The sequence below is a fragment of the Veillonella ratti genome (assembly GCF_003992115.1).
Lineage (GTDB): Bacteria > Bacillota > Negativicutes > Veillonellales > Veillonellaceae > Veillonella_A > Veillonella_A ratti.
In genome coordinates, this window is sequence record NZ_RQUX01000003.1 from 1 (window position 1) to 23,638 (window position 23,638).

Below are 23,638 nucleotides of genomic sequence, written 5' to 3' on the forward strand. Positions count from 1 at the left end.
ATTTGAAGGACAAAATAAAAAAATAATAATTTTTCTATAAAAAAAGGCGATGAAAATTCATCGCTTTTTTTAAATTAAATTTAGCACATAAACATAAGGAATTTAACTACTTATTAATAGAAGTGGTTAATTATTCATTTAAGATTTTTTTTGAATTAGTCCCCTATTGTACTCTTCTTTTTCCGTTCTGGTTCCGGATCGGCCACGATGGTATAAATGGCTATTGTTTTTGGAGCCGCTTTTTCTGCAACAGGTTCTGCTTTTACTAATTGCGGCATAGGTTCATGAGCTTACCCGTCAGTTGTTGGATGAGGGACATGATGTGTTGTTGTATCAGCAAAGCTCCCTAATCGTGTTAATACGGCGCTTAATAGTTGATAAAATCTCAATACTAAATGCCATTTAAATTTTAATGAAAATATAATGAGTAAGCAGTTATCTAGTTTATATTTTTTTATCTCCCACCCTTATGTCCGGGTGTTTTGCTACAGTAGGTATGCACCGATAATTATATGTTTAGGCGAAGGGGAGGATATTATGGAAAGAATCAAGCATTTATTTTTAATTATTGAGAATAAGCCTGAAGATGTAAAGTTTATGGAACGAGTCGATTCAAAGTTGTTTATGTTTATTACATTTTTCTTTTTATTTGCATTGCCAATCGGAGGAGTATTACATGGTACATTTCACATAACAATACCAATGGATGAAATATTTTTTTGTTAGCGCCTCATGGGTATTGAATACGATTTGGGCACTATTTAGTAATCGGGAAGATAGTCATAATGTGAGATTCGCCATAAATTGTATATTGTGTCTGGGTAGTATACAAATTTTAGGTTCTTTTATTTTTATTTATCCCATTTATTCGCTGGTTATTCTGGTAGCTACACTTTTTTTGTTACTATTTCTAAATACCTTAACCGATAGTTTGAAAAAGTATTGGGAGGATATTATTCAGTTGCGTTGGGGATTCTTTGGCTTAATGCTTTTATGCTATGGTTTTGTCATTTATAATGAGACAGCGTATACTAGTATTCCGTATAAAATAGCTGATCCTATAACATATGCACTTGAATTATATAGTGAGTATCTTTGTTGTATTGCAATTTATATATTTCAAAAAGATGTTAAAAGCTTTTACAACGAGCAAACGGTTTTAGCACATCCGGATAGTGAGTCTGTATATGATATTGGTGATGAACTGGGTGGGCTGAATTGTGTAATGAAATCTTTTGCTGAGAGTTTTATCCATTTTATTATGCTATTAATAGTTTGCACACAGATAGGTATTAATATCTTAGCTGAATTTATATGGAAGTAACATAAAAAATGTTAGGAAAGTAAAAACCGGCGATGAATTAACAACGTCGGTTTTACTTTACCTTAATTTTCTCTAATTCATTATATTTTTACGACCACAACACATCCCCGTCAAACAGCGTTTCACCAATCCGCAGTGAATCGGTATACTGCCACATATGGGCAGACGGTAGATCGCAGGTGGTATTATACTGGGCGCACCATTTAGGGCACATGAGCTGGGTACCGTCGATGTGATGGGTCCACCAATCTAAATTGGCATACACGCCGGCATAGGCGTAACCGGCTTGCCAGGCCGTATTGATGAAGGCGCTGCAACGGTTGGTGATTTGTTGTGTGTCCCAATAAGGGGCTTCTTCCGCATCATACCAAAGGCCCATGGTCAGTCTTGCAGGGACGAGGCCGCAGTCATTTAAGATATGGGTGGCAAAAGCGGCTTCTTCGATGGCATCATTGCAGTTTTGCGCATATGAATAATAGTATACGTCAATGCTTATGCCTGCATTTAAGGCTCCGTTTACATTACGATAAAATTGACTATCCAAATGCCCGCGCCCATAGCCAAGGCGTATGATGGCAAATTCGATGCCTGCGTCACGTACCTCTTGCCAATTTACAATGCCATTATGTTCGCTCACGTCAATCCCGTAGTGTCTATTTAATTGATTCATTTTCATAGTATCTTTCGTATCTCCTTAGTATCGTATTTATAATTTATATATATTTATATTTATTTGTAGAAATTCATTGTTATTCATAGTTATTTATTCTGTTCTTCGTTAAAAAGCACGGTCAATGCTGCTAATGCTCGATGTTTATGTTGCTGCATGGCCTGTCGGCTGATGCCGTGTTGTTTGGCCAGTTGAGCCAGGGGAATGTTCTCAATATAATAAGCATAGAGTAGTTTTTGTTGCTGTGGCATGAGTCGCTTGAAGGCTCGTGCTACGGCTTTTTTATTTGCATTAGCTAAAGCTATTGTTTCGGCACTGTCGGAAGGGGCTAAGATATCCTCAAACGTCATGGTTTTATTGTCCCCGTCAGTAGATTGATCCATAATAAAAGTTTCCCGCTGCCATTGTTTCCTAAGTTTTCGAAACGCATTGTATTGACCGTATTTAATCCGACTTTTGACAAAACCGGAGAAGGGGACGTCGCCGTTAATGTCGTATTCTTTGACGGCCCTAATGAACACTTCCCACAGTAAGCTTTCCATATCATTGGCTTCACATTGTACGGCGCTCACATGAGCGTACTTGTGAATAAGTCCTTCGTATTTGCGACATAATGCTTTAAGAGCGGCCTGATTATTTTGCTGAGCTGCGTTAATAGTCGCCATTAATTGATTATCGCTCCATGCTACATTAGGAGTCATAGTAAAAACCTCTTTTCCTTATACGTTTAAACTAAAGATTTCCTCGAGGATGTTTCATTTTTAAATTTTGCAGCCTGCTATTACAAACTAATTTGTTGAAACGTGTATTGCAATCACGAGTCTTAGTATAGTAAAGTGGCGGTTTTCAAGCAAATCCGGGGAAAACTCGAAAAAGTTTACCACTTATGAATCTTGATTTATTGCGTGCCAAGGTATAGAGTAGAGCATGTCGGTAATATGTCTGATTTTTTCATAATTACAGTTTTATAATGACTAATAAATGATGATATTAGTACGCTATTTTTTGCGAAAATATATCGGGTTTGAAGAATCGGTAGTTGGGGGCAAGTAAATCCATTAGAATAGCGTAGTAACGCAAGTATTAAGTGTAGCGCATTTTAAATGGATACGCTGATTAGGAATAAGGCGGCTAAGTATTTTGACAAAAAAGAGACCATTTGACAGATTCTATTCTTGTTTATTGCTAAGAGTATGTATTTTTTCGTTAATAAGGATTTTTCAAATTTAAATTAATTGACCACGGGGATTTATCGTTATAGGGGAGTGTTGTATATATGGCGGAAAATGACACGTATACTTCGATCGAGCGAACGTATTGTATTGATGCCGGTAAAGATTTTATAATTCCACAGTATCTTAATTTCTTTCTGTGTATTTTGGAGGAGCGGTTGCAGGAGTCGTTGCTCGATACCGCGCCCATAGATTCTGTAATGAAGCCTTTTAATGAAGGATACATGCTCTTGGTGGAGTATTTGAAATTAAATATATTTTCCAGGCGGCATGCAGATAAAATCGTGGATATGTTCAACGATGGTTATATGAAGGCCATGGATCCTGAATTGCTTTGGGAGGAAGAAGAATATGCGGATTATGTCGAAGATGCCCATATCATTATTTCTAAAATCTGCCATTTAGTACATTATGAGCAGCGTTATACCTGTCTTACTCATAATCGGTACTCCATGTTAGCCCCATTTTCCCTGCATGATTTGATCAATGCTACCAGACTTAGTAATAAAGAAATGACCTGCAAATCTAAAGAGAGGCGGGAGTTTACGTATGGTCGTATTTATCTCAAGGGATGTCGGCGTATCATACGCGATATCAATGTCGCTTTAGTGAATTTTGGCTATAAAGAATTGTCCTCGCCGTTCCAAATTTTATTATGCCGAACTATGGATTTGTATGACATAGTAGAGCGTTTGAAGAACATGGTAAGCTACATTGAAGTTTCGAAAAAGATTCCACGGCCTTACATACGTCGTGAAATGGAATCGGTGCATCAGTCTTTTCATGCCTTTGAAGCCGCCTTTTTGAATGCGTTTTCACAACAAGCGACCAAGAGCGATGTACCCGTGGGTATTAATAATCAGTCACATCAAGGCGGACCGACGTCTCTTAATTCACAACCTCATAAAGTAAAAGTGGCACGAGTTTTGAAAAGTTTAGCCGTCAACTTGGCTTCGCTCCGTTGGGGCCTGTATTTTCTCACACTTAATTACGGCAGCGGTTATATTAATCAATTTGGCGAACTGGCAATCAAAAAAGGAAATGTGAAAAATAGAGCTGCCGGTAGAATACAAAAACGGATAGTGCAAACCTCTTGCACTATCAGCTAAATGATAGTATAATCAACTATAGAAAAGATGCTCGATTTGATACTAATTAGATTCGGAAGAGTCATCTTAAATAATTATATATAGATAGTCTTTGAGGCAAGGTGCGGAATGTAAGCATTCCAATTCCTGACCGGCGGTCATAGTCCGCAAGCTCTGAAATGGGTTGACTCGGTGCGATTCCGAGACCGACAGTATAGTCTGGATGGGAAAAGACACGCTATACGTTTGCGTTTTAATTAAGCTGTTAGGATTCAAGGCGTTTGCCTTATGATTTGCTGTGAATCAATTAGAGGTAATTGAAGGCTTTCAGCAATTTTAAACAATAAACGATATATAACGTAAATAACTCAAGGACTATAGATACTATAGTCCTTTTTTGTTAGGAGTTGAGTTCATAATATGAGAGATGAACAATATACGGGGAAGCCGCAGACAGCTGAATATGAACAAGATAAGCAGTATATGTTGCGGGCATTAACGTTGGCCAAGCGGGCGACCGGTTTTACACATCCTAATCCTATGGTGGGCGCGGTGGTTGTGAAAAACGGTAAAATCATCGGCGAAGGGTATCATCAAAAAGCCGGCGAGGCTCATGCCGAGGTACATGCTCTAAAGGCAGCCGGTGAAAACGCCAATGGGGCGACACTTTATGTAACGCTCGAACCTTGTGCGCATTACGGCAAAACACCGCCTTGTGCGAAGCGTGTTATCGAAGCGGGCATTAAACGGGTTGTAGTTGGTTTAATTGATCCGAATCCGTTGGTTGCCGGTAAAGGTATTAAGATGATTCGCGAGGCGGGGATTGAAGTAACTACCGGAATCCTCGAAAAGGAATGCGCTAAACTGGTGGAAGGTTTTCTGACATTTATAAAGACGGGCAAGCCTTTTGTCACCTTGAAGTCGGCCATGTCGCTGGACGGTAAGATTGCCACGCGAACCGGTCATTCACAGTGGATTACGAATGAAACGGCACGCATGGACGGGCATAAACTTCGAGCCCTTCATGATGCGATTTTAACCGGTATCGGCACGGTATTGAGTGATAATCCGAGTCTTAATTGCCGTTGGCAACCGGAAGACGTCAATGAGTATGCAGTTCATCAGCCGGACGTAATTGTTCTCGACAGCATGGGCCGTACACCAACGGATGCCAATATATTTAAACAAATAAATCGTAAAGTATATATCTTCGTAAGCTCAAAGTGTGAAGCATCTCGTATTAATGAACTGGAAAAGGCCGGTGCACAAGTGGTTATCTTGGCTGATACGACTAATACGACTGACACGCTTGGCACGACTGACACGCATGACACTGATGATGCTTCGGCGATAAAACAATCCGGAGCAACAAAAGCGCAACTACCGATTGAAGAGATTTTAACAAAATTGGCTGAACTTGGTTTTACTTCGGTCCTCGTTGAGGGCGGCAGTCAGGTTATTGCCTCATTTGTGGAAGCACGAGCTTTTGACAAAATCGTAACTTATATCGGGAACACCATAATTGGTGGTCAGGCAGCTTTAGGTGCCATCAGCGGTACGGGCATTGATCAATTGGCCGACGGTGTTGATTTAGTCTTTGAATCGGTTGAAATTTTAGCTAATAATATACGAATTGAAACATATTTAGCAGGAAGGAGCGGTGCCTATGTTCACGGGGATTATTGAAGAAGTGGGTCATGTGGTCAGCGCTCAACGGAATGCGCAAGCCATGCGACTCACCATTGCGGGTGACGTGATTTTTTCAGATATGAAAATCGGTGATTCCATTGCGGTTAACGGTGTTTGCCTTACCGTAACATCCTTTGCGGGCAAGCAGTTCGTAGCCGATGTTATGCCGGAATCGGTGAATATGACGACGTTTTCTAAATTTACATCCGGCCAGCCGGTTAATTTGGAACGAGCCATGGCGTCAAACGGGCGCTTCGGTGGCCACATGGTAGCTGGTCACGTAGACGGCCAAGGGCGAATTCGTCAAATCCGTAACTTGGATAATTCGGTAGTGTTCACAATTGAGACGACACCCGATGTATTGGACTATATTATTTATAAGGGCTCTATCGCTGTTGACGGCGCCAGTCTTACCGTTTCCAAACGAGAGAGCACGTATTTTGAAATATCCATCATTCCTCACACCATAGCCAATACTGTATTGGCTAACGCCAAAGTGGGCACGGTAGTGAATTTAGAAACCGATATAGCCGGTCGTTACATTCGTCATTTTATGACGCTCGATAAAGAACCTAGTTCGGGTACCGGAGCAGCCAATGCTTCGAGGGCAACCGGTGAGGCCAAGCAGGAGTCAAAGAGTTTTTCAAAAGACTGGCTCATGAGCAAAGGCTTTATCTGATAAAAACAATATAATTAACAAGCAACAAAGAACTCATAACAGTTTATTTTTATAGATTTACAATTCATGTTTTAAGGAGATGCTAGTATGGCGAAAACAGTGAACACCATTGAAGAAGTATTAGAGGATATCAAGGTTGGCAAACCGGTTATTATCGTGGACGACGAAAAACGCGAAAACGAAGGGGACCTCATGATTGCCGCTGAATTTGCAACTATGGAAAATATCAATTTCATGGTTAAAGAAGCGCGCGGTATTGTTTGCACACCTATGAAAAAGGTTGATTTGGACGCCCTTCAAATCGGTCAAATGGTGACTAAAAATACAGATAATCACGAAACGGCTTTTACCGTAAGTGTTGACCATGTGGATACGACGACCGGTGTTTCGCCATACGAACGTGCTTTGACAATTCGTGCGTTGGTTGACGGTAAAGCTCGTCCGGAAGATTTCCGTCGCCCGGGCCACGTATTCCCATTGCAGTATAAAGAAGGTGGCGTGTTGGTTCGTCAGGGCCATACGGAAGCATCTATTGATTTATGCCGTTTGGCAGGCCTTAAGGAAGCATCCGTTATTTGCGAAATTACCAAAGATGACGGCAACATGGCCCGTCTTGATGATTTATTGGCATTTGCCGAAAAGCACGATTTAAAAATTGCGTCCGTTGCCGAACTTATCGAATACCGTAAATTGCACGAACCAATCATTACCTTGGCAGCTGAATCTAATTTGCCGACTGAATTTGGCGATTTCAAGATTTTTGTTTTCAAAAACTACTTGGATCACAAAGAACATTTAGCAATTGTTAAAGGTGATGTTAAAGATTTTGAAAATGTCCTCGTACGCGTTCACTCCGAATGTCTTACCGGCGATGTATTCGGTTCTAAACGTTGTGACTGCGGTGAGCAGCTTCACAATGCTTTACGCACCATTGAAAAAGAAGGTAAGGGCGTTGTTGTGTACATGCGCCAGGAAGGTCGCGGCATCGGCTTAACCAATAAGATTAAAGCGTACGCTTTGCAGGAAAAAGGCCTCGATACGGTGGAAGCCAATGTGGAATTAGGTTTCCCGCCTGATATGCGTGAATACTCGTTGGCGGCGCAAATTATTCGTTTCTTGGGCATTAAGAGTGTAAATCTTATCACCAATAATCCAATTAAGAAAAACAGCTTGGAACACTGGGGCATTAAAGTAAATAAACGCGTTCCGGTGATTGTAAAAGCCAATAATATCAATGCCGGCTATTTACAGACAAAAAAAGAAAAAATGGGTCATTTACTATAATTAAGATGAGCCTATTATTATAATTTAGAAGAAGTTGAAGCTTTAATTTTTAGAAAATCGCTTAGACTATTAGGAGGCTATTATGATGGTTACAGAAGGTAAATTATTAGGCACAGGAAAACGCTTTGCTATTATCGGTTCTCGTTTTAACGAATTCATTACATCCAAATTAATCGGTGGCGCTATGGATGCATTGTTACGTCACGACGTAGAGGAAGAAAATATTAACACAATTTGGGTGCCGGGCGCTTTCGAAATTCCGATTGTTGCCAAAAAAGCAGCTCTTAGCGGTAAATATGACGCTATCATCTGTGTTGGTGCCGTAATTCGCGGATCCACAACTCACTATGATTATGTATGTAGCGAAGTTTCCAAAGGTATCGCTCATATCAGCCTTGAAACAGGTGTTCCGGTTATGTTCGGTGTTCTTACGACTGAAAATATCGAACAAGCCATTGAACGTGCCGGCACTAAAGCAGGCAACAAAGGTTTCGATTGTGCTATGGGCGCTATTGAAATGGTTAATTTGTTGGAACAAATCTAAGAGTTTTATAGTAAGTGAGTATCAGTGCCAATTATTGGAAGTATAATTGGCACTGTTTAATTATTAACGTTAAGTGGCGTTTAATATTTTAGTTGAATTTTATGATTTAATTTTAAGTTGAATTTTTAAATTACACGTATCAGAAAGGAAAATAGATATGGATTTTATTCGTCGTTATACGACTAAAGAAGGTGTACGTATGGCCTTTGCCGTAACGACTGACACTGTAGAAGAAGCCAGAGTGCGTCACGATTTGAGCCCTGTAGCTACGGCGGCTCTCGGCCGTACCATGACGGGGGCCCTTTTAATGGCAGGAGATTTTAAAAACGAAGAAAATGTAAGCTTACGTTTGAACGGTAAAGGCCCGTTAGGTGTTGTTCACGTGGATGCTTTCAGTGACAACACAGTGCGTGGTTATGTGGATAACCCACATGTGGAAGTACCTTTAAAATATGCCGGCAAACTCGATGTAGGCGCTGCTGTCGGTCATGATGGTGAAGTACAGGTAACTCGTTTTACCAAACTTCGTCAAGATTACACGTCCCAAAGCCCTATGCAAACCGGTGAAGTAGCGGAAGACTTAGCCTACTATTTATATACCTCCGAACAGATTCCGGCCACTATCAGCTTAGGTGTTCTGGTAAATACGGACAGAACGACTAAGGCTGCAGGCGGTTTTCTCGTGCAGGCTCTGCCGGATGCAACTGATGAAGCATTGGCACAAGTAGAAGCTAATATTAATGAATTGGGACCAATTTCTCACTATTTAGAAGCGCATCCTAATGGCGAAGGTTTAGTAGAAAAAGTATTGGCCGGTTTGACGTGTGAACAAGTATATGAAGGGGATGTAGCCTTTAAATGTACTTGCAGCCGTGAACGGTTTGAACAAATTTTGGCTACCTTGCAGCCTGCCGATAAGGAAGAACTTCTAGAAGATGAAACGACTGAGCTTGTTTGTCATTATTGCAATGAAAAATATCAGTTCAGCCGTGATGAATTGAAACAGATTTTTGCAGAAGCGTCCCGTAACGATGGCGCAGCTCATTAATCAGATTTTTTGATAAACATGTTTTGACCTTCAAAAACAAATGATTAACGCAATCAGTTAGATTGTGGTACAATAGAATAGACGAGCCTTAGGGCAGTAACTAAGGTATGGAATCTCCGGGGCTCAGGCTCCGGAGGTTTATTTTTTAGTAAAAAAGATAATTGTAAAGAAAGATAAGACGAGGTGACTATAATGGGTGTAATCGCAGTTATTGGCGGTACCGGTGTGTACGATCCATCTATGTTTGAAAATATTGAAGAAAAGACTATGCAAACGCCGTATGGTGAAATTGCTTATACCAGTGGCAGCTATAAGGGTAAACAGCTTATATTCCTGGCCCGTCACGGTAAAAGTCATTCTATTCCGCCTCATTTGATTAACTATCGCGCCAATATTTGGGGTCTCAAAAAATTGGGCGTAACCATGATTGTATCCACTACGGCGGTAGGTTCTTTAAATACGGATTTTGCTCCGGGCCATTTCGTTTTGGTAGATCAATTCCTTGACTTTACAAAATCTCGTGTGTCTACGTTCTTTGACGGTAACGGTAAAAAAGTCGTTCATTTAGGCGTTGGTAATCCTTATTCACCGGCGCTTCGTAAGGTAATTATGGAAGCCGCATCGGAACTCAATATCGATGCTCATAACGGTGGTACTTACGTATGCACGGAAGGCCCTCGCTTTGAAACGCCGGCTGAAATTAAGATGTTCAAAATGCTTGGCGCCGATACGGTGGGCATGACGAATGTTCCGGAAGTGGTGTTAGCGGGCGAAGCTGAAATTGCTTATGCCACGATTTCTATGGTAACCAACTTTGCTGCCGGTATTTCGCCGACTGAACTAACGCATCAGGAAGTACTTGATATTATGGCTGAAATGTCCGATAAATTTAAAGCCTTAATTTTGCGTACGATTGAAAAACTTGATCCGGATCAGGATTTACCATGTCATCATCGTTTGGCTGAATACGGCGGTTTTAAAGCGGCCTTAGGTAAAGAGGGCGAATTACTATGAGTTTAGAAGAAGCAGTTCATACATTGGATACGTTAAAAAGCGAATCCATGAAGAGCATTACTTGGAACGGTAATTCTTTGATTTTATTAGACCAAACAAAATTACCGAACCGGGAAGAATATATCGATTGCACTGACTGGCGTCAGGTGGCAGAAGCCATTAAAAAATTACGTGTCCGCGGGGCGCCGGCCATCGGCGTGGCCGCCGGTTACGGTCTTATTTTGGCTGCCCGTGAGGCCATTGAATCGGCACCTGATGAAGTAACACAGCGGGCTAATTTCTTGACATTTGCCAATACTTTAAAAGAAACACGCCCTACCGCCATTAATTTGGCTTGGGCCATTGACCGTATTGTGACAAATATCGTATTTCCTTGCGACACCATGATTAACGCGTTGCCGTTAATCGAAGCGGAAGCAAAAGCTATTGATTTGGAAGACCAAGGTTTAAACGCAGCTATGGCTAAAGCGGGGGCTACTCTTTTCGAAGGAAAAAAAGGCATTCGCATTTTAACGCATTGTAATGCCGGTGCTTTGGCGACAGCCGGTTTGGGTACCGCTCTTGGCGTTGTTCGTGAACTTCACGCTAACGGTCAATTAGAACGGGTATACGCGGATGAAACGAGACCGCTTTTGCAGGGCGCTCGCTTAACGGCTTTTGAACTTCACCATGACGGTATTCCCGTTACGTTATTAACCGATAATATGGCCGCTTATGCTATGCAGCAAGGTCTTATCGATGCTGTTATCGTCGGGGCCGACCGCATTACTACGGAAGGGGATGTGGCCAATAAAATCGGTACTTACGGCGTAGCCTTAGCGGCAAAAGCTCATAATATTCCGTTTTATGTAGCCGCACCGTACAGCACTTTTGATTTTACCTTGGCTAAAGGCAGTGATATTCCAATCGAAATGCGAAGTGCCGATGAAGTTAAATGCTTTGCCGGTATCCCGACCGCACCGGACGGAGTCGACGTTTTGAATCCTGCTTTTGACGTAACACCGCATGAACTCGTAAGTGCTATTATCACGGAAGAAGGCGTTTTAAAAGCACCTTACAATAAAGCGATTGCCGATTTACAAAAGAAGCTTGTACGCTAACGCGTTCTATATGAATCAGTTGATGGATTTCAAATAATATAGTTCAGTCTAAATTAGGCGTACCTAGGTTTATATACTCATTACTACAAAATTTACTTATATCGGTATTATTATAGATGTTTTTCAAGAAAGAAGAGGTTATCATGGAATCATTAATCAGAGACATTAAGTTGGCACCGGAAGGACGCAAAAAGATTGAATGGGTGTCCAATTTTATGCCTGCCCTTAACAGCTTGCGCGAAGAATTCAAAGCCAGCCATAAATTTGAAGGCAAAACCGTCGTAGTAAGTGTTCATTTGGAAGCTAAAACGGCGTATTTGTCTACGATTTTAAAAGAAGCCGGCGCCGATGTTATCGTAACCGGCTCTAATCCATTATCCACTCAGGATGATGTAGCGGCAGCGCTCGTTGATATGGGCCTTACCGTATATGCTTGGCATGATTGCTCCGAAGAAGAATACTTCATGTTCTTAAATAAAGCCTTAGACCATAAACCGCATATTATCATTGATGACGGTGGTGACTTGGTAAACTTATTGCACACCACCCGTACCGATGCGAAAGAACGTCTTATCGGCGGTTCCGAAGAAACAACGACGGGCGTGCATCGTCTCCACGCGTTGGCTAACGAAAATAAATTGACGTTCCCAATGATTGCCGTTAACGATTCTTATTGTAAATACCTCTTCGACAATCGTTACGGTACGGGCCAATCCGTATGGGACGGTATCATGCGTACCACTAACTTAACCGTTACCGGTAAAAATGTAGTCGTAGCCGGCTACGGTTGGTGCGGTAAAGGCGTAGCTATGCGTGCCAAAGGACTTGGCGCTCATGTTATCGTTACCGAAGTGGATCCGATTAAAGCCATCGAAGCCGTATTTGACGGTTTTAAAGTAATGCCTATGATTGAAGCAGCTCCAATCGGTGATATTTTCATCACCGTAACCGGCTGTAAAGATGTAATCCGCAAACAACATTTTGAAGTAATGAAAGATAAAGCCATTATGTGTAATGCCGGTCATTTCGACTGCGAAGTAAACGGTGTCGAACTTGCCGAAGTAGCTGTTTCTCATAAAAATTTTCGTAAAAACATTGAAGGGTACAGCTTAGCTGATGGACGAACTCTCTACTTATTAGCCGGTGGGCGTCTTGTTAACCTCGCCGCTGGAGATGGTCATCCTGCGGAAATCATGGACTTGTCCTTTGCTATGCAGGCATTGGCTGCTGAATATTTGCTTGACCATGGTAAAGATATGGAAGCAACAGTTCATATTTTGCCGCATGAACTGGATGTACGTATTGCTAAAGTTAAATTACAGAACATGGGCTACGATTTAGATGCCTTGACTCAAGAACAATACGATTATTTGCATAAAGTTCAATAAGAGACTGCATCGAAGGATATAGGCACAAACGGTTGTGTCATGTATTCTGAATAGAGTACGTTGGTAGCGGTTCAACTAAAGGAGACATAAATGGCTGATATTGTAATTCGCAATATTGATTGCATTACCGGGGAAAGTGCCGAATCCGGCAAAGACATGTTGCGTAATGTAACTTTGATTATTAAAGATGGGTATATCGATAAAATTTTGACCGAAGAAGAAAGTCAGACACCTTTTGGTCAAGAGTTAATCACTAAAGAATGCGGTAATGCGGCATACATTTTAGACGGTCACGGTCGTGTAGCTGCACCGGGTCTTGTCAATACCCATACCCACATCGCTATGGGCTTATTCCGTAACTACGCGGATGATTTGGAGCTCATGGATTGGCTTGAAAACGCCATTTGGCCGGCCGAAGCTAAGTTAACCAGTGAATTGGTAGAAGTCGGTACACGCTTAGGTATTGCTGAAATGTTCCGTTCCGGCACCACTTGTTTCAGTGATATGTATTTCTTCATGAACGATACGGCCAAGGTGGTAAAAGAAACCGGTATTCGTGCCGTTTTATCGCGCGGTATGGCTGGTGTGGCACCTACAGCCGAACAAGCCTTGGTGGATAGCCGTCATTTATTCAATGATTGGCACGGTTTTGACAATGACCGCATCAAAGTAATGCTTGGGCCACATGCGCCATATACTTGTCCTGATGACTATATGAAAAAAGTCATGGATCTTAGCCATGAATTAGGCGCTCAAATTCACATTCACCTTTGTGAAACTAAAGGGGAAGTGGCGAACGTAATTAAAGCAACCGGCAAAACTCCGATTGCTCACTTCAATGATTTAGGCGTGTTTGATACGGGCTGTGTGGCGGCTCACGGCGTCCATTTAACGGATGAAGACCTTGATATCATGAAAGCCAAAAATGTGCGCGTTGCTCATAATCCGCAGTCCAATCTTAAATTAGCCAGCGGCATTGCCGATGTGCCGGCTATGCTCGCAAAAGGTATCACAGTAGGTCTCGGCACCGACGGATCCGCCAGCAACAATAATGCAGATATGCTTGAAGAAGTGCGCTTAGCGGCTACGCTCCATAAAGCAACTCACTTTGATCCGAAAGCCATCCCGGCGCATCAAGCCTTACAATTAGGCACCGTTGAAGGAGCTAAAGTGCTTGATTATAGCGATTTGGGGCTCATTAAGGAAGGCTATCGTGCCGATCTTTGTTTATACGATGTAACGGGCATGCATTGGTTACCACGTTACAATGATGTAGCCTCTTTGGTGTATGCGGCTAATTCTTCTGATGTTCAGACAACTATTGTAGCCGGCAAAGTAGTCATGAAAGACCGCGAATTACTCACCATCGACGAAGAAAAGTTACGTCATGACGTGATGAGTAAGACTGAAATATTTAAACAATAGAACATATATTGTGTAATATAGTCATAAAAGCGGTTGCTCATCCAATCAAAATGAGAGCTAAAAAAGAGGTTTCCTCATCCAACCAAAATGAGAGCTAAAAATTAAACTACGGCAATTTTTTGCCGTAGTTTTTTTGCGCTGTTTTGAATTAAAGACGAGGGAAATTAGGGGCATAGGACAAAAAAAGAGTGCCGAGCCAATGCTCGACACTCTATGTGAGTTAATCAAGTTAATCCTTAGATTAATTTTTTAACAGCATCAACAGCTGCATCAAAGTTAACGGAGCTTGTTACTTCCGGAACATATTCAACATAAGCCACTTTGTCGTCTTTACCGATAACAACGATACCGCGAGTTAACAAACGAAGTTCTTCAATCAAGAAACCGTATGCTTCACCGAAGCTTGCATCTTTGTGGTCGGAAAGGGTGATTACGTTATCAACACCGGCAGCACCGCACCAACGTTTCTGAGCGAATGGAAGGTCCATGGAGATAGTCAAGATAACTACGTCGTCGGAAAGTTCGGTAGCTTCTTTGTTGAACCAACGAGTCTGAGCGTCACAAACGCCGGTATCAAGGGAAGGAACTACGGAAATAATTTTTACTTTGCCTTCATAGTCTTTTAAAGTTTTAGCGCCTAAGCCGTTATCTAAAACAGTAAAGTTAGGAGCTGCGTCGCCAACTTTTACTTCTTTACCTAATAATGTCATTGGATTGCCTGCGAATGTAATTACACCGGTACGTTTTTCCATAATGAATAACCTCCTAAGATTAATTCAAAATTTAATGTTTAATTTATCTGACAGAGAACAATTTTCACTGCCTCGTAGAGTGGAGACGGTTATTTTTATAAATGCCGTACAACTCCGCTTACCATATTAAGTATAGCATGATAGAATTTATAAGTAAAATAAAAATTGATGATTTTCGATGTGATATAAACTATGTTACAATATAGAAGTAAAATATATCATTTTATTTTTATAGATAAAATAAAAAATCTAACTATTTTTGGAGACGATAATGAAAAAACTGACTATTTTTTCACAATTTTTTAAAGGCTATGGGCCCGTCTATTTGCTGGGCGTTTTGATTCTGATTACGATTAACATTCTGTTTTTATATGTTCCGCGCCTCATCGGGGAAGCCATTAACACCTTATATTACGGTAAGGAAGGCCTTACTACATATATAGGGTACTTTTTTATGTTAGCTATTGTTGTCACTGTGCTAAAATTTTCATCCCGACATTTGCTGTTGGGATCCATTCGTCGCTTTGAATTTTTACTGCGTCGTCGTTTATTTGATCATGCATTATATATTCCTACGGCCTATTATGAAAAAAATGGCCCCGGTAAGGTTATGGCCTTAATGACCAATGACGTAACATCCTTGCGCGTTTCCTTAGGCCTGGGGGTAATGATTTTAGTAGATGCCATCTTTTTCGGTATTTTTTCATTCTTCTTGATGGCTAAAGAAATCAGCGTTTCTTTGACGGCACTTACTTTATTACCGATGCCGTTTATTTTAATCGGTATGCTCACCGTGAGTCGCCGCATGCGTAAGCGTCAAAAAGAAGCACAGAATACGTATAGCGACATGACAGAGTTCGCTCAAGAATTATTCCTCGGCATGCCCGTCATTCGTGCCTTTAATCGTGAAATGCGCAGTTTATGGCGCTTTAATAACATTAACAAGGTAAATTACGATAAGAACATGCGCGTTGCCTTGCTCGATTCAATCTTGGCACCGCTCACGTTCGTGGCTCCTTTTATGTGTCACGCCATCGCCATTTTTATCTGCGGTCGCTTAATCATTGCTAATGAAATTACCGTAGGCGATTTCGTAGCTGTGAACGGCTATTTGAGCTTAATTATCGGCCCTATTATGGGGATTGGTTCCTTGTTATCGGTGCTTCAAAAAGGGTTGGCATCCTTGGATCGTATTTACGACTTCCTCATGATTGAAGAAGAAAAACCAACCGACGAGGAACGGGAGTTACCATTGACCACGATTACCGTGAAAGATTTAACCTTTACCTATCCGGAAACAAAAGTACCTATGCTGCACGATGTAAACTTAACGATTAAACCGGGTGAATTTATCGGTATCGTCGGTGGCCCGGGATCCGGTAAATCTACGCTATTTAAATTGTTATTGCGTTTACACGATACGCCGCAAGGCAGTATTTATGTGGGGGATGAAGACATTACGTCTATGCCGCTTCAAGTGTTGCGGCGCAGCATTGCCTATGTACCGCCGGAACCGTATTTGTTAGGCACTACTATCGGTGAAAACATCGCCTTTGGGGAAGCGTCAGATCATACGTTGGAACTTTCGCAAGCGGCGGAACGAGCGGCTTTGACACGTGATTTAAGCGAACGCCTGGCGCCGGCGGCTAAACGACTAAAAGAAGGGGGCACCGATTTATCGGGCGGTCAAAAACAGCGTGTTAATATTGCTCGCGGTCTTTATAAAAATGCACCGTACTTGCTCCTGGATGATAGTTTCTCCGCTTTGGATACCATCAGTGCCGGTACGATTATAAACACTTTACGCCAAGGTCGTAATCAAAGTTTATTATTCATTTCCCAACGTTTGGAAGCACTCCGCGAAGCAGATCGCATTATTGTTTTTAAAGAAGGTACCATTGTCGAAGAAGGTACTCATGAAGCGCTTATGGCCAAAGAAGGCGAGTATTATCGCTTATATGCCCAGCAGCTTGATGAACCGCTTATCGGTGTAGTTGAGGAAGGAGGGGACCAATGAGCAAGCAACATACCAGTTCCTATACGGTACAGGAAGAGGCTCAGTTAACGAAGCATCAAGATATCTTGCTATTAAGCCGTTTAGGTCAATATATAAAGCCGCATTCCTTCCTGCTTTTGTGGGCCGCTCTGTTTTTGTTGATTGCCATGGGCCTCGACTTACTGCGCCCGCTTTTGATGAAAACCGTAATCGATACGGCCTTTCCGCAACGCGACATCGGCATTATTACAGAATATGCCGGTATCTATTTTATGACGATTTGTTTCAGTATTATTGCCTTGTTTGTGCAAAACTATACGTTACAAAAATTCGGTCAAAGCATTATTTTTGAAATTCGTAATATAGTATTTTCCAAGATTTTAGCGCGCACACCGGCTCATTTCGGGCAATTGCCAATCGGTAACTTGGTTACACGAGTAACCAATGATACGGAATCACTGCGCACTTTATACACCGATGTAGTGTTAAAGTTGGGCAGCAGTGTGCTCATGATTATCGGTATTTTAATATCCATGTTCGCTATCGACGTAAAGTTGGCGTCCTTAGTGTCCTTGCTGGTGCCGATTATGGCGGTTATTATTTTTATCTATCAAAAATACAGCCGTAAAGCGTTCCGCGGTGTCCGTACCAAATTGGCCGCTTCCAATACGTCGGTGCAGGAAATGCTCAACTTCATCGTTATTATTAAATCCTATGTGGGTGAAAAAATTATGGCGAAGCAGTATGACCGCATCAGTCGTGAATTTTTAGAAGCCGGTTTATTCGAGGTTAAAACCTTCGCCATCTTCCGCCCGATAGTGGACGGCTTACTGTTCGTAATTTTTATCGCTATTTTCAGTTTTACCAATTGGTTCGACTCGGTGACGGAAGCAGGTACCGTATTTGCCTTCATCCAATATATGGATAAATTTTTCCAGCCGATTAAAGAAATCGCCGAAAAATATAATAACTTGCAAAGTGCCTTAGCCGGTGCGGAGCGTTTGGTGCCGATTATTAATGAAGAGTCCGACACGACCATAGAAGCGGTGGCAATTCCGGAAGAGTTTAAAACGATTAACACTATTGAATTTGACCATGTATGGTTCTCCTATGATGATTCCGATAATTATGCCTTAAAAGATATTTCCATTGCCATCGACGGTGGACAATTTGTGGGCATTGTAGGACCGTCCGGCGGCGGTAAATCTACCTTGATGAGCTTATTAATGGGCTTTTACCGACCTACCAAAGGTACGATTCGCATCAATGGCTACGATACAGCCAATTATGCGCCGGCTGTCTTGCGTGAAGTAATGGGCTATGTATTCCAGGATAGTCATTTGTTCAAAGGGACTATTCGTGAAAATCTCTCCCTATACGATGACACAATTCCTGAAGACAATCTCATAAAAGCGGCCGAAAAGGCCCATTTGCACGCCATGATTGAACGACTGCCGCAAGGCTATAACACGCCGGTTGGCTATTTAGGTTCTTTATTATCCACCGGTCAGAAGCAGTTGTTAGCATTAGCTCGCGTTTTGGTGCGCGATCGTAAGGTTCTCATCTTTGACGAAGCAACGGCACATATTGACAGTCATACGGAACAATTGATTCAAGAATCCATTGAAACGATTCGCGGTGAAAAAACGATTATCAGCATTGCCCATCGTTTATCGACTATTCGTTCGGCTAATTGTATTTATATGATTAAGCACGGACAAATTGTAGAGCAGGGGGATTATGAATCATTAATTGCACAAAAGGGTGAATTCTTTGCACTTTGGGAGGCGAAATAAGGTTGGAGCTCATTACGTCAAAAGATAATAAAACATTAAAATATGCACAATCTTTACAGCGCAAAAAATACCGCAAAATACATGGTGAATATTTAGCGGAAGGTCTTCGCACCGTAAGTGATATGATGTCTACCGGTCTGGTAACCACGATTTTTCTAAGAGAAGACAGGAACTACGAGGCAATAATATCGGAAGCGGAGCAACGAGGCATCAAGTTATGGTCGGTGCGCAGTGATTTGATGCATACCATCGAATCTACCGTAAACGGCCAAGGCATCGTTGCCATTGTGAAAAAGCAAACTCATGATATTAACAATTTAGTTATTACCGATGGCCTATATGTCTTACTTGATGAAGTGCAAGACCCCGGTAATTTGGGGACTATTATTCGTACCGCTTTAGCGGCCGGTGCGAAGGGGCTCTTTTTAACCAAAGGCAGTGTAGACCCTTATAATGAAAAGACCGTTCGCAGCACCATGAGTGCCATCACTAAAATACCGATTTTTGAGAATGTTACCGTTGAAGATGTGGCGGACCTAATGGAAAACAGTCAGTTAACGGCCTATGCGACCGCCTTAGATAAGGCTGTGGCTATTCAAGATGTAACATTTGCGAAGCAAACCTTATTACTTTTAGGCAACGAAGCGAATGGGCTCAGTGAAGCGTGGTTCAACATGGCCCATAATCGGATAACTATACCCATGTATGGACCTATTGAGTCCCTTAATTTATCGGTAGCGGCCGCTTTATGCATGTATGCAGTGAGAGAGAGTTGGTTATAATGAATGAACAGGACATCAGCCAAATTTTAAAAGCTTATAAAAATGGTACCCTTGATTTAGAAGGATGTAAGTCATCGATTATCGAATTGATTAGTCAAACGGTCCAAAAAGAAGAACGATCTCGTAATTTACAAGATGCCGTACTCGATTTGGATCGCGCCAAACGACAGGGGTTCCCCGAAGTGGTCTATTGTGAAGGTAAAACCGATGAACAGTGTATTATGATTCTAAAAGAATTGAATTTACACTACGGTACATATATGGGCACCAGAGCAAGACCGAGCATTTATGATGCTTTAAAAACGGTCATTCCTGAAATTGAATACGATGAAACGAGTCGCATTATTTATCGGCATAGTGACAAAGTCATACATAATGAGGGACGTACTATTGCGGTAGTAACAGCGGGGACAAGTGATATTCCAATCGCCGAAGAAGCCGCCGTAACCGCGGAGCTTATGGGGAATGAGGTGACTCGCATTTATGATGTTGGTGTAGCGGGGATTCATCGTCTATTTCATCGTTTAGATGATATTACATCCGCCAATGTCGTTATTGTAGTAGCAGGCATGGAAGGTGCTCTGGCAAGTGTAATCGGTGGCCTTGTGACGAAACCGATTATAGCCGTGCCTACCAGTGTAGGCTATGGCGCTAATTTTAAAGGCTTAGCAGCCTTGTTATCCATGTTAAATTCCTGTGCCGCCGGAGTCGGTGTAGTGAACATCGATAACGGTTTCGGCGCCGGCCGTTTGGCTCATATGATTAACAGTCAGAGGTGAATGTATGAACTCACAATTAATTCAAATTGAAGCCAATATCGACAACATGAATCCGGAACTGTATGGTCCCTTATTGGATACCTTGCTGAAGGGCGGCGCCAATGATGCGTGGTTAACCCCTATTATTATGAAAAAGGGAAGACCGGCTATTATGCTCAGTGTGTTGGCACCTAAAGAACAATTAAAGGATATAAGCCGATTGATTTTTGAGAATACCACCACTATCGGTTTTCGATATTTTGCGGTAGACCGTATAATTTGTGAACGAGAATTTGAAGAGATTTTTTATAAAAATCAAAAGATACATGTAAAAAAGGCATTTCACGACGGAAAACTGGTAAATATTTCCCTTGAATACGAAGATTTAGCTAACGCAGCACTTACATTAAATATTCCTATAAAAATTTTAGAAAAAGAAGTGTGGGCCACCTTAACAAGTCCCGTATTTTAGTGTAAAATATAGTCTCTCACACTAATTGTTTAAAATTCAAGATGAAAAGTATCATCTGTCGTGATTTAGTGCATCATGACGGTAAATTTTATGGTAATATTATCAGCAGTTCATTAATTGTTTATAATTTTTTCCTAAAATTAGTGTGTAATAGTAAAATTCCACTATACACTACCAATAGACATATGTTAAAATAACATATATCCTCTTTAAATGATTAAATATTAAAAAAGTAGAAGGTGCATATGATACGATTAATTGTTAATGCCGACGATTTCGGCTTACATCAAGCCGTTAACGAAGGTATCATTAAAGGGCACAAAGAGGGGATTATCACAAGCACATCGTTATTGGCCAATGGCGATGCTTTTGACGAAGCAGTTGCTATGGCTAAGGAAAATCCTCGATTGGGGATTGGCGTCCACACAGCCCTTGTGGGTGGTCTTAAACCACTAAGCGGCGCCGACAAAGTACCGAGCCTCGTTGACGAGCACGGTCGATTTTTTACCTCCTATCCGCAATTTATTAAGAAAGCGGTATCGGGAGATATTAATTTTGAAGAAGTTTATCAAGAATTGGATTTACAATTCGAAAAAGTGGTATCCTCCGGACTTACCATTACGCATGCGGACGGACATCAGCACTTGCATGTATTGCCGCAAATCACACCGATTATGACATCCTTATTGAAAAAATACGGCATTAAAAAGATGCGCATTCCCGCGGAAGATCGTTTTTTCCGCAACGGAATTAATCAATGGGGGCGTTTTGCCGGTAAGGTAGGTTTGGCGGAAGTGGCCGATAAAGCATACACCTTTTCAAGTCGTATGGGTATTTGGTCACCACGTTATTTCTGGGGGATGATGAGTGGCGGTCAGCTCACGGAAGAACGATTAATGGAAATTCTTCATCGTGTAGCCGGTACTCGTGGCAGTCATGAAATTATGACCCATCCCGGTAATAATAATCGGGTTCTCAATGCTTTATTCCCTTGGGATTATCACTGGGAAAGTGAGTTAGCCGCTATGTGTGCGGAACCGGTAAAAGAGTTTATCAAGTTCCATCAGATTCAGCTTCTCAATTATGGTGAATGTGAATGAATAAGATGCTCAAGCGAGGCCTATTGTTAGGGCTTTTGCTACTGGTTATTTCAGGGCTCACTATTTATTTCACCATCGATTTAAAAGCGTTACAAACTCTGGAAACCTTTAATATTACATCCCTGTTGTTGGCCTTGATTGCGTTGGCTGTGGGTATGTATTTTGACGGTTTACGTTTACAGCGGTTAGTACAAATGGGCGGCTATAAATTACCGATTAAAGCTATTTTACGTGTCATATTCGGTAACTATTTTATGGCCATGCTGACACCCGGTGCCAGCGGCGGTGCAGTGGCTCAGGTTTTAATTCTTAAGAGTTACGGTGTACCCGTTATGAAAGGGGCGCCGATTGTACTAATTCGAACCGTATTTTCTATTTTGTTCTTAATTGCTATGTTACCGGTTATATTTTTACACGGCTCCATAACAATTCCTTACATCAGCAACGAAGCTTTGATTCAAATATCATTTATTATGGTACTTTGTACAATTTTTGGCTTATATCTGTTGCAGACCAATTTAATGAAACGATTTGTTTACATTGTAGCCGAGCGGTTACAAAGTGGTCATCCTAAAAGTTGGTTAGCCAAATTAGCTGAGTTAAATGAAGGTTTTAGCTTAATCTATGCCAGACCATTTCAGTCCATAGTGGTTTTCATTGAGTCCGGTTTGAGTCTTATCGCTTTATATACGATAGCACCGGCACTTATGATGGCCTTTACATGGGATATACCGATTGTGGAAGTCCTCAATCGCATGATTTTATTAAATCTTATTTTGTATTTTGCCCCTACACCGGGTGGTACAGGTGTAGCAGAAGGTTTATTCGTTTATTTGTTTGAGTCATTTTTGCCGTTAGGGACTGTCGGAATTGTCGCAGTTGGCTGGCGTGTAGTGGCTGAATATTTGCCGTTTTTCATTGGCATGTATTCCGTATTTACCCTCTACGGTCGTCAATTTGTAGCCGGCGCGGCAATGACTGATGAACAGGAAAAAGATGGAGGTAGTAACATTGGCTAAGTTAAAGAAAGACAAATTTTATTTGGTTCAAGAAGACATTCTTCCTGAAGCCATTAAAAAGACGATTAAAGTAAAAGAAATTCTAAAATTAGGCGAAGCTAAAACGATTAACGAAGCGGTTGAACGCATGGATTTAAGTCGTTCCGCCTACTATAAATATAAGGACTATGTATTCCCGTTTTACGAGATTGCCCAAGGTAAAATCGTATCTATTACGGTATCCATGTCTAATGATCCGGGCATGTTATCCAGCATCTTACGGGCTATTGCCGAAAGTAACGGCAGTATTTTGACAATTAACCAAGATATTCCGCTTCAAGGCATTGCTAACGTAACAATTGCCTTTGAAACCAAGGATCTGTCCACTACATTAGAAGAATGTTTGGATAATATCCGTAGTATCCGCGGTATCTTGAAAGTTGAAATTTTAGGTCAGGCTTAATCGAAACAGATTGATTACTCATTTCAACGTTAAAGA

24 protein-coding genes and 1 riboswitch are annotated in these 23,638 nt (G+C 41.5%); of the genes, 20 read left to right on the plus strand and 4 right to left on the minus strand.

Annotated features, from left to right (window positions below; genetic code table 11):
* Positions 1-155: 155 nt before the first annotated feature.
* The gene (locus EO124_RS10370) at positions 156-278 is read right to left on the minus strand and encodes a hypothetical protein (RefSeq protein WP_277600389.1); all 123 of its coding nucleotides are present in this window, start codon (positions 276-278) and stop codon (positions 156-158) included.
* Between the two features lie 259 nt (positions 279-537).
* On the opposite strand from EO124_RS10370, the gene EO124_RS01690 reads away from it, so the two are divergent.
* Both EO124_RS01690 and EO124_RS01695 read left to right on the plus strand, forming a co-directional pair.
* The gene (locus tag EO124_RS01690) at positions 538-726 is read left to right on the plus strand and encodes a hypothetical protein (RefSeq protein ID WP_127058070.1); all 189 of its coding nucleotides are present in this window, start codon (positions 538-540) and stop codon (positions 724-726) included.
* A gap of 235 nt (positions 727-961) precedes the next feature.
* On the plus strand, positions 962-1,324 hold the full coding sequence (locus EO124_RS01695) for a hypothetical protein (RefSeq protein WP_127058071.1): 363 nt from the start codon (positions 962-964) through the stop codon (positions 1,322-1,324).
* Positions 1,325-1,412: 88 nt separating this feature from the next.
* Here the strand turns inward: EO124_RS01695 and EO124_RS01700 are convergent, their stop codons facing one another.
* Both EO124_RS01700 and EO124_RS01705 read right to left on the minus strand, forming a co-directional pair.
* Positions 1,413-2,000 (minus strand): GH25 family lysozyme, encoded by a 588-nt coding sequence (locus EO124_RS01700; RefSeq protein ID WP_241230645.1) that lies wholly within the window; start codon positions 1,998-2,000, stop codon positions 1,413-1,415.
* Positions 2,001-2,083: 83 nt separating this feature from the next.
* Positions 2,084-2,695: a sigma-70 family RNA polymerase sigma factor gene (locus tag EO124_RS01705; RefSeq protein WP_127058072.1), complete on the minus strand. Its 612-nt coding sequence runs from the start codon at positions 2,693-2,695 to the stop codon at positions 2,084-2,086.
* A 575-nt stretch (positions 2,696-3,270) separates the two neighbouring features.
* Here EO124_RS01705 and EO124_RS01710 point away from each other — a divergent pair.
* The 10 genes from EO124_RS01710 to EO124_RS01755 all read left to right on the plus strand — a co-directional run bounded on the left by EO124_RS01710 (position 3,271) and on the right by EO124_RS01755 (position 14,485).
* Complete coding sequence (locus tag EO124_RS01710; RefSeq protein WP_127058073.1) at positions 3,271-4,335, plus strand: hypothetical protein; 1,065 nt, start codon at positions 3,271-3,273, stop codon at positions 4,333-4,335.
* Between the two features lie 83 nt (positions 4,336-4,418).
* A riboswitch (FMN riboswitch) is annotated at positions 4,419-4,553 on the plus strand.
* A 181-nt stretch (positions 4,554-4,734) separates the two neighbouring features.
* Positions 4,735-6,000 (plus strand): bifunctional diaminohydroxyphosphoribosylaminopyrimidine deaminase/5-amino-6-(5-phosphoribosylamino)uracil reductase RibD, encoded by a 1,266-nt coding sequence (gene ribD / locus EO124_RS01715; RefSeq protein ID WP_127058074.1) that lies wholly within the window; start codon positions 4,735-4,737, stop codon positions 5,998-6,000.
* Positions 5,981-6,682: a riboflavin synthase gene (locus EO124_RS01720; protein ID WP_127058075.1), complete on the plus strand. Its 702-nt coding sequence runs from the start codon at positions 5,981-5,983 to the stop codon at positions 6,680-6,682. Before ribD ends, EO124_RS01720 begins: the two co-directional genes overlap by 20 nt.
* A gap of 87 nt (positions 6,683-6,769) precedes the next feature.
* Positions 6,770-7,966, plus strand: coding sequence for a bifunctional 3,4-dihydroxy-2-butanone-4-phosphate synthase/GTP cyclohydrolase II (locus EO124_RS01725; protein WP_127058076.1), 1,197 nt, complete (start codon positions 6,770-6,772; stop codon positions 7,964-7,966).
* A gap of 82 nt (positions 7,967-8,048) precedes the next feature.
* Positions 8,049-8,510 (plus strand): 6,7-dimethyl-8-ribityllumazine synthase, encoded by a 462-nt coding sequence (ribH, locus tag EO124_RS01730; RefSeq protein WP_127058077.1) that lies wholly within the window; start codon positions 8,049-8,051, stop codon positions 8,508-8,510.
* Between the two features lie 157 nt (positions 8,511-8,667).
* On the plus strand, positions 8,668-9,558 hold the full coding sequence (gene hslO / locus EO124_RS01735; RefSeq protein ID WP_021842100.1) for an Hsp33 family molecular chaperone HslO: 891 nt from the start codon (positions 8,668-8,670) through the stop codon (positions 9,556-9,558).
* A gap of 192 nt (positions 9,559-9,750) precedes the next feature.
* Positions 9,751-10,572, plus strand: coding sequence for an S-methyl-5'-thioadenosine phosphorylase (gene mtnP / locus EO124_RS01740; protein WP_127058078.1), 822 nt, complete (start codon positions 9,751-9,753; stop codon positions 10,570-10,572).
* Between the two features lie 47 nt (positions 10,573-10,619).
* Positions 10,620-11,672, plus strand: a complete 1,053-nt coding sequence (gene mtnA / locus EO124_RS01745) for an S-methyl-5-thioribose-1-phosphate isomerase (RefSeq protein WP_127058188.1) — start codon at positions 10,620-10,622, stop codon at positions 11,670-11,672.
* 143 nt (positions 11,673-11,815) lie between these two features.
* Positions 11,816-13,060 (plus strand): adenosylhomocysteinase, encoded by a 1,245-nt coding sequence (locus EO124_RS01750; RefSeq protein ID WP_127058079.1) that lies wholly within the window; start codon positions 11,816-11,818, stop codon positions 13,058-13,060.
* 90 nt (positions 13,061-13,150) lie between these two features.
* On the plus strand, positions 13,151-14,485 hold the full coding sequence (locus EO124_RS01755) for an amidohydrolase (RefSeq protein ID WP_127058080.1): 1,335 nt from the start codon (positions 13,151-13,153) through the stop codon (positions 14,483-14,485).
* 236 nt (positions 14,486-14,721) lie between these two features.
* Here the strand turns inward: EO124_RS01755 and tpx are convergent, their stop codons facing one another.
* Positions 14,722-15,237, minus strand: a complete 516-nt coding sequence (tpx, locus tag EO124_RS01760; RefSeq protein WP_021841871.1) for a thiol peroxidase — start codon at positions 15,235-15,237, stop codon at positions 14,722-14,724.
* Positions 15,238-15,508: 271 nt separating this feature from the next.
* Between tpx and EO124_RS01765 the strand changes: the two genes are divergently transcribed.
* The 8 genes from EO124_RS01765 to EO124_RS01800 all read left to right on the plus strand — a co-directional run bounded on the left by EO124_RS01765 (position 15,509) and on the right by EO124_RS01800 (position 23,602).
* Positions 15,509-17,254: an ABC transporter ATP-binding protein gene (locus EO124_RS01765; RefSeq protein ID WP_127058081.1), complete on the plus strand. Its 1,746-nt coding sequence runs from the start codon at positions 15,509-15,511 to the stop codon at positions 17,252-17,254.
* Complete coding sequence (locus EO124_RS01770; RefSeq protein WP_127058082.1) at positions 17,251-19,029, plus strand: ABC transporter ATP-binding protein; 1,779 nt, start codon at positions 17,251-17,253, stop codon at positions 19,027-19,029. The genes EO124_RS01765 and EO124_RS01770 overlap by 4 nt, the downstream gene beginning before the upstream one ends.
* A gap of 2 nt (positions 19,030-19,031) precedes the next feature.
* Positions 19,032-19,811, plus strand: coding sequence for a TrmH family RNA methyltransferase (locus EO124_RS01775; RefSeq protein ID WP_127058083.1), 780 nt, complete (start codon positions 19,032-19,034; stop codon positions 19,809-19,811).
* Positions 19,811-20,590: a nickel pincer cofactor biosynthesis protein LarB gene (gene larB, locus EO124_RS01780; protein ID WP_127058084.1), complete on the plus strand. Its 780-nt coding sequence runs from the start codon at positions 19,811-19,813 to the stop codon at positions 20,588-20,590. Before EO124_RS01775 ends, larB begins: the two co-directional genes overlap by 1 nt.
* Before the next feature lie 4 nt (positions 20,591-20,594).
* Positions 20,595-21,041: a nickel pincer cofactor biosynthesis protein LarC2 gene (gene larC2, locus EO124_RS01785; protein WP_127058085.1), complete on the plus strand. Its 447-nt coding sequence runs from the start codon at positions 20,595-20,597 to the stop codon at positions 21,039-21,041.
* Between the two features lie 245 nt (positions 21,042-21,286).
* Positions 21,287-22,141: a ChbG/HpnK family deacetylase gene (locus tag EO124_RS01790; RefSeq protein WP_127058086.1), complete on the plus strand. Its 855-nt coding sequence runs from the start codon at positions 21,287-21,289 to the stop codon at positions 22,139-22,141.
* Positions 22,138-23,160 (plus strand): lysylphosphatidylglycerol synthase transmembrane domain-containing protein, encoded by a 1,023-nt coding sequence (locus EO124_RS01795; RefSeq protein ID WP_127058087.1) that lies wholly within the window; start codon positions 22,138-22,140, stop codon positions 23,158-23,160. The genes EO124_RS01790 and EO124_RS01795 overlap by 4 nt, the downstream gene beginning before the upstream one ends.
* Positions 23,153-23,602 (plus strand): ACT domain-containing protein, encoded by a 450-nt coding sequence (locus EO124_RS01800; protein WP_127058088.1) that lies wholly within the window; start codon positions 23,153-23,155, stop codon positions 23,600-23,602. The genes EO124_RS01795 and EO124_RS01800 overlap by 8 nt, the downstream gene beginning before the upstream one ends.
* Positions 23,603-23,638: the final 36 nt, after the last annotated feature.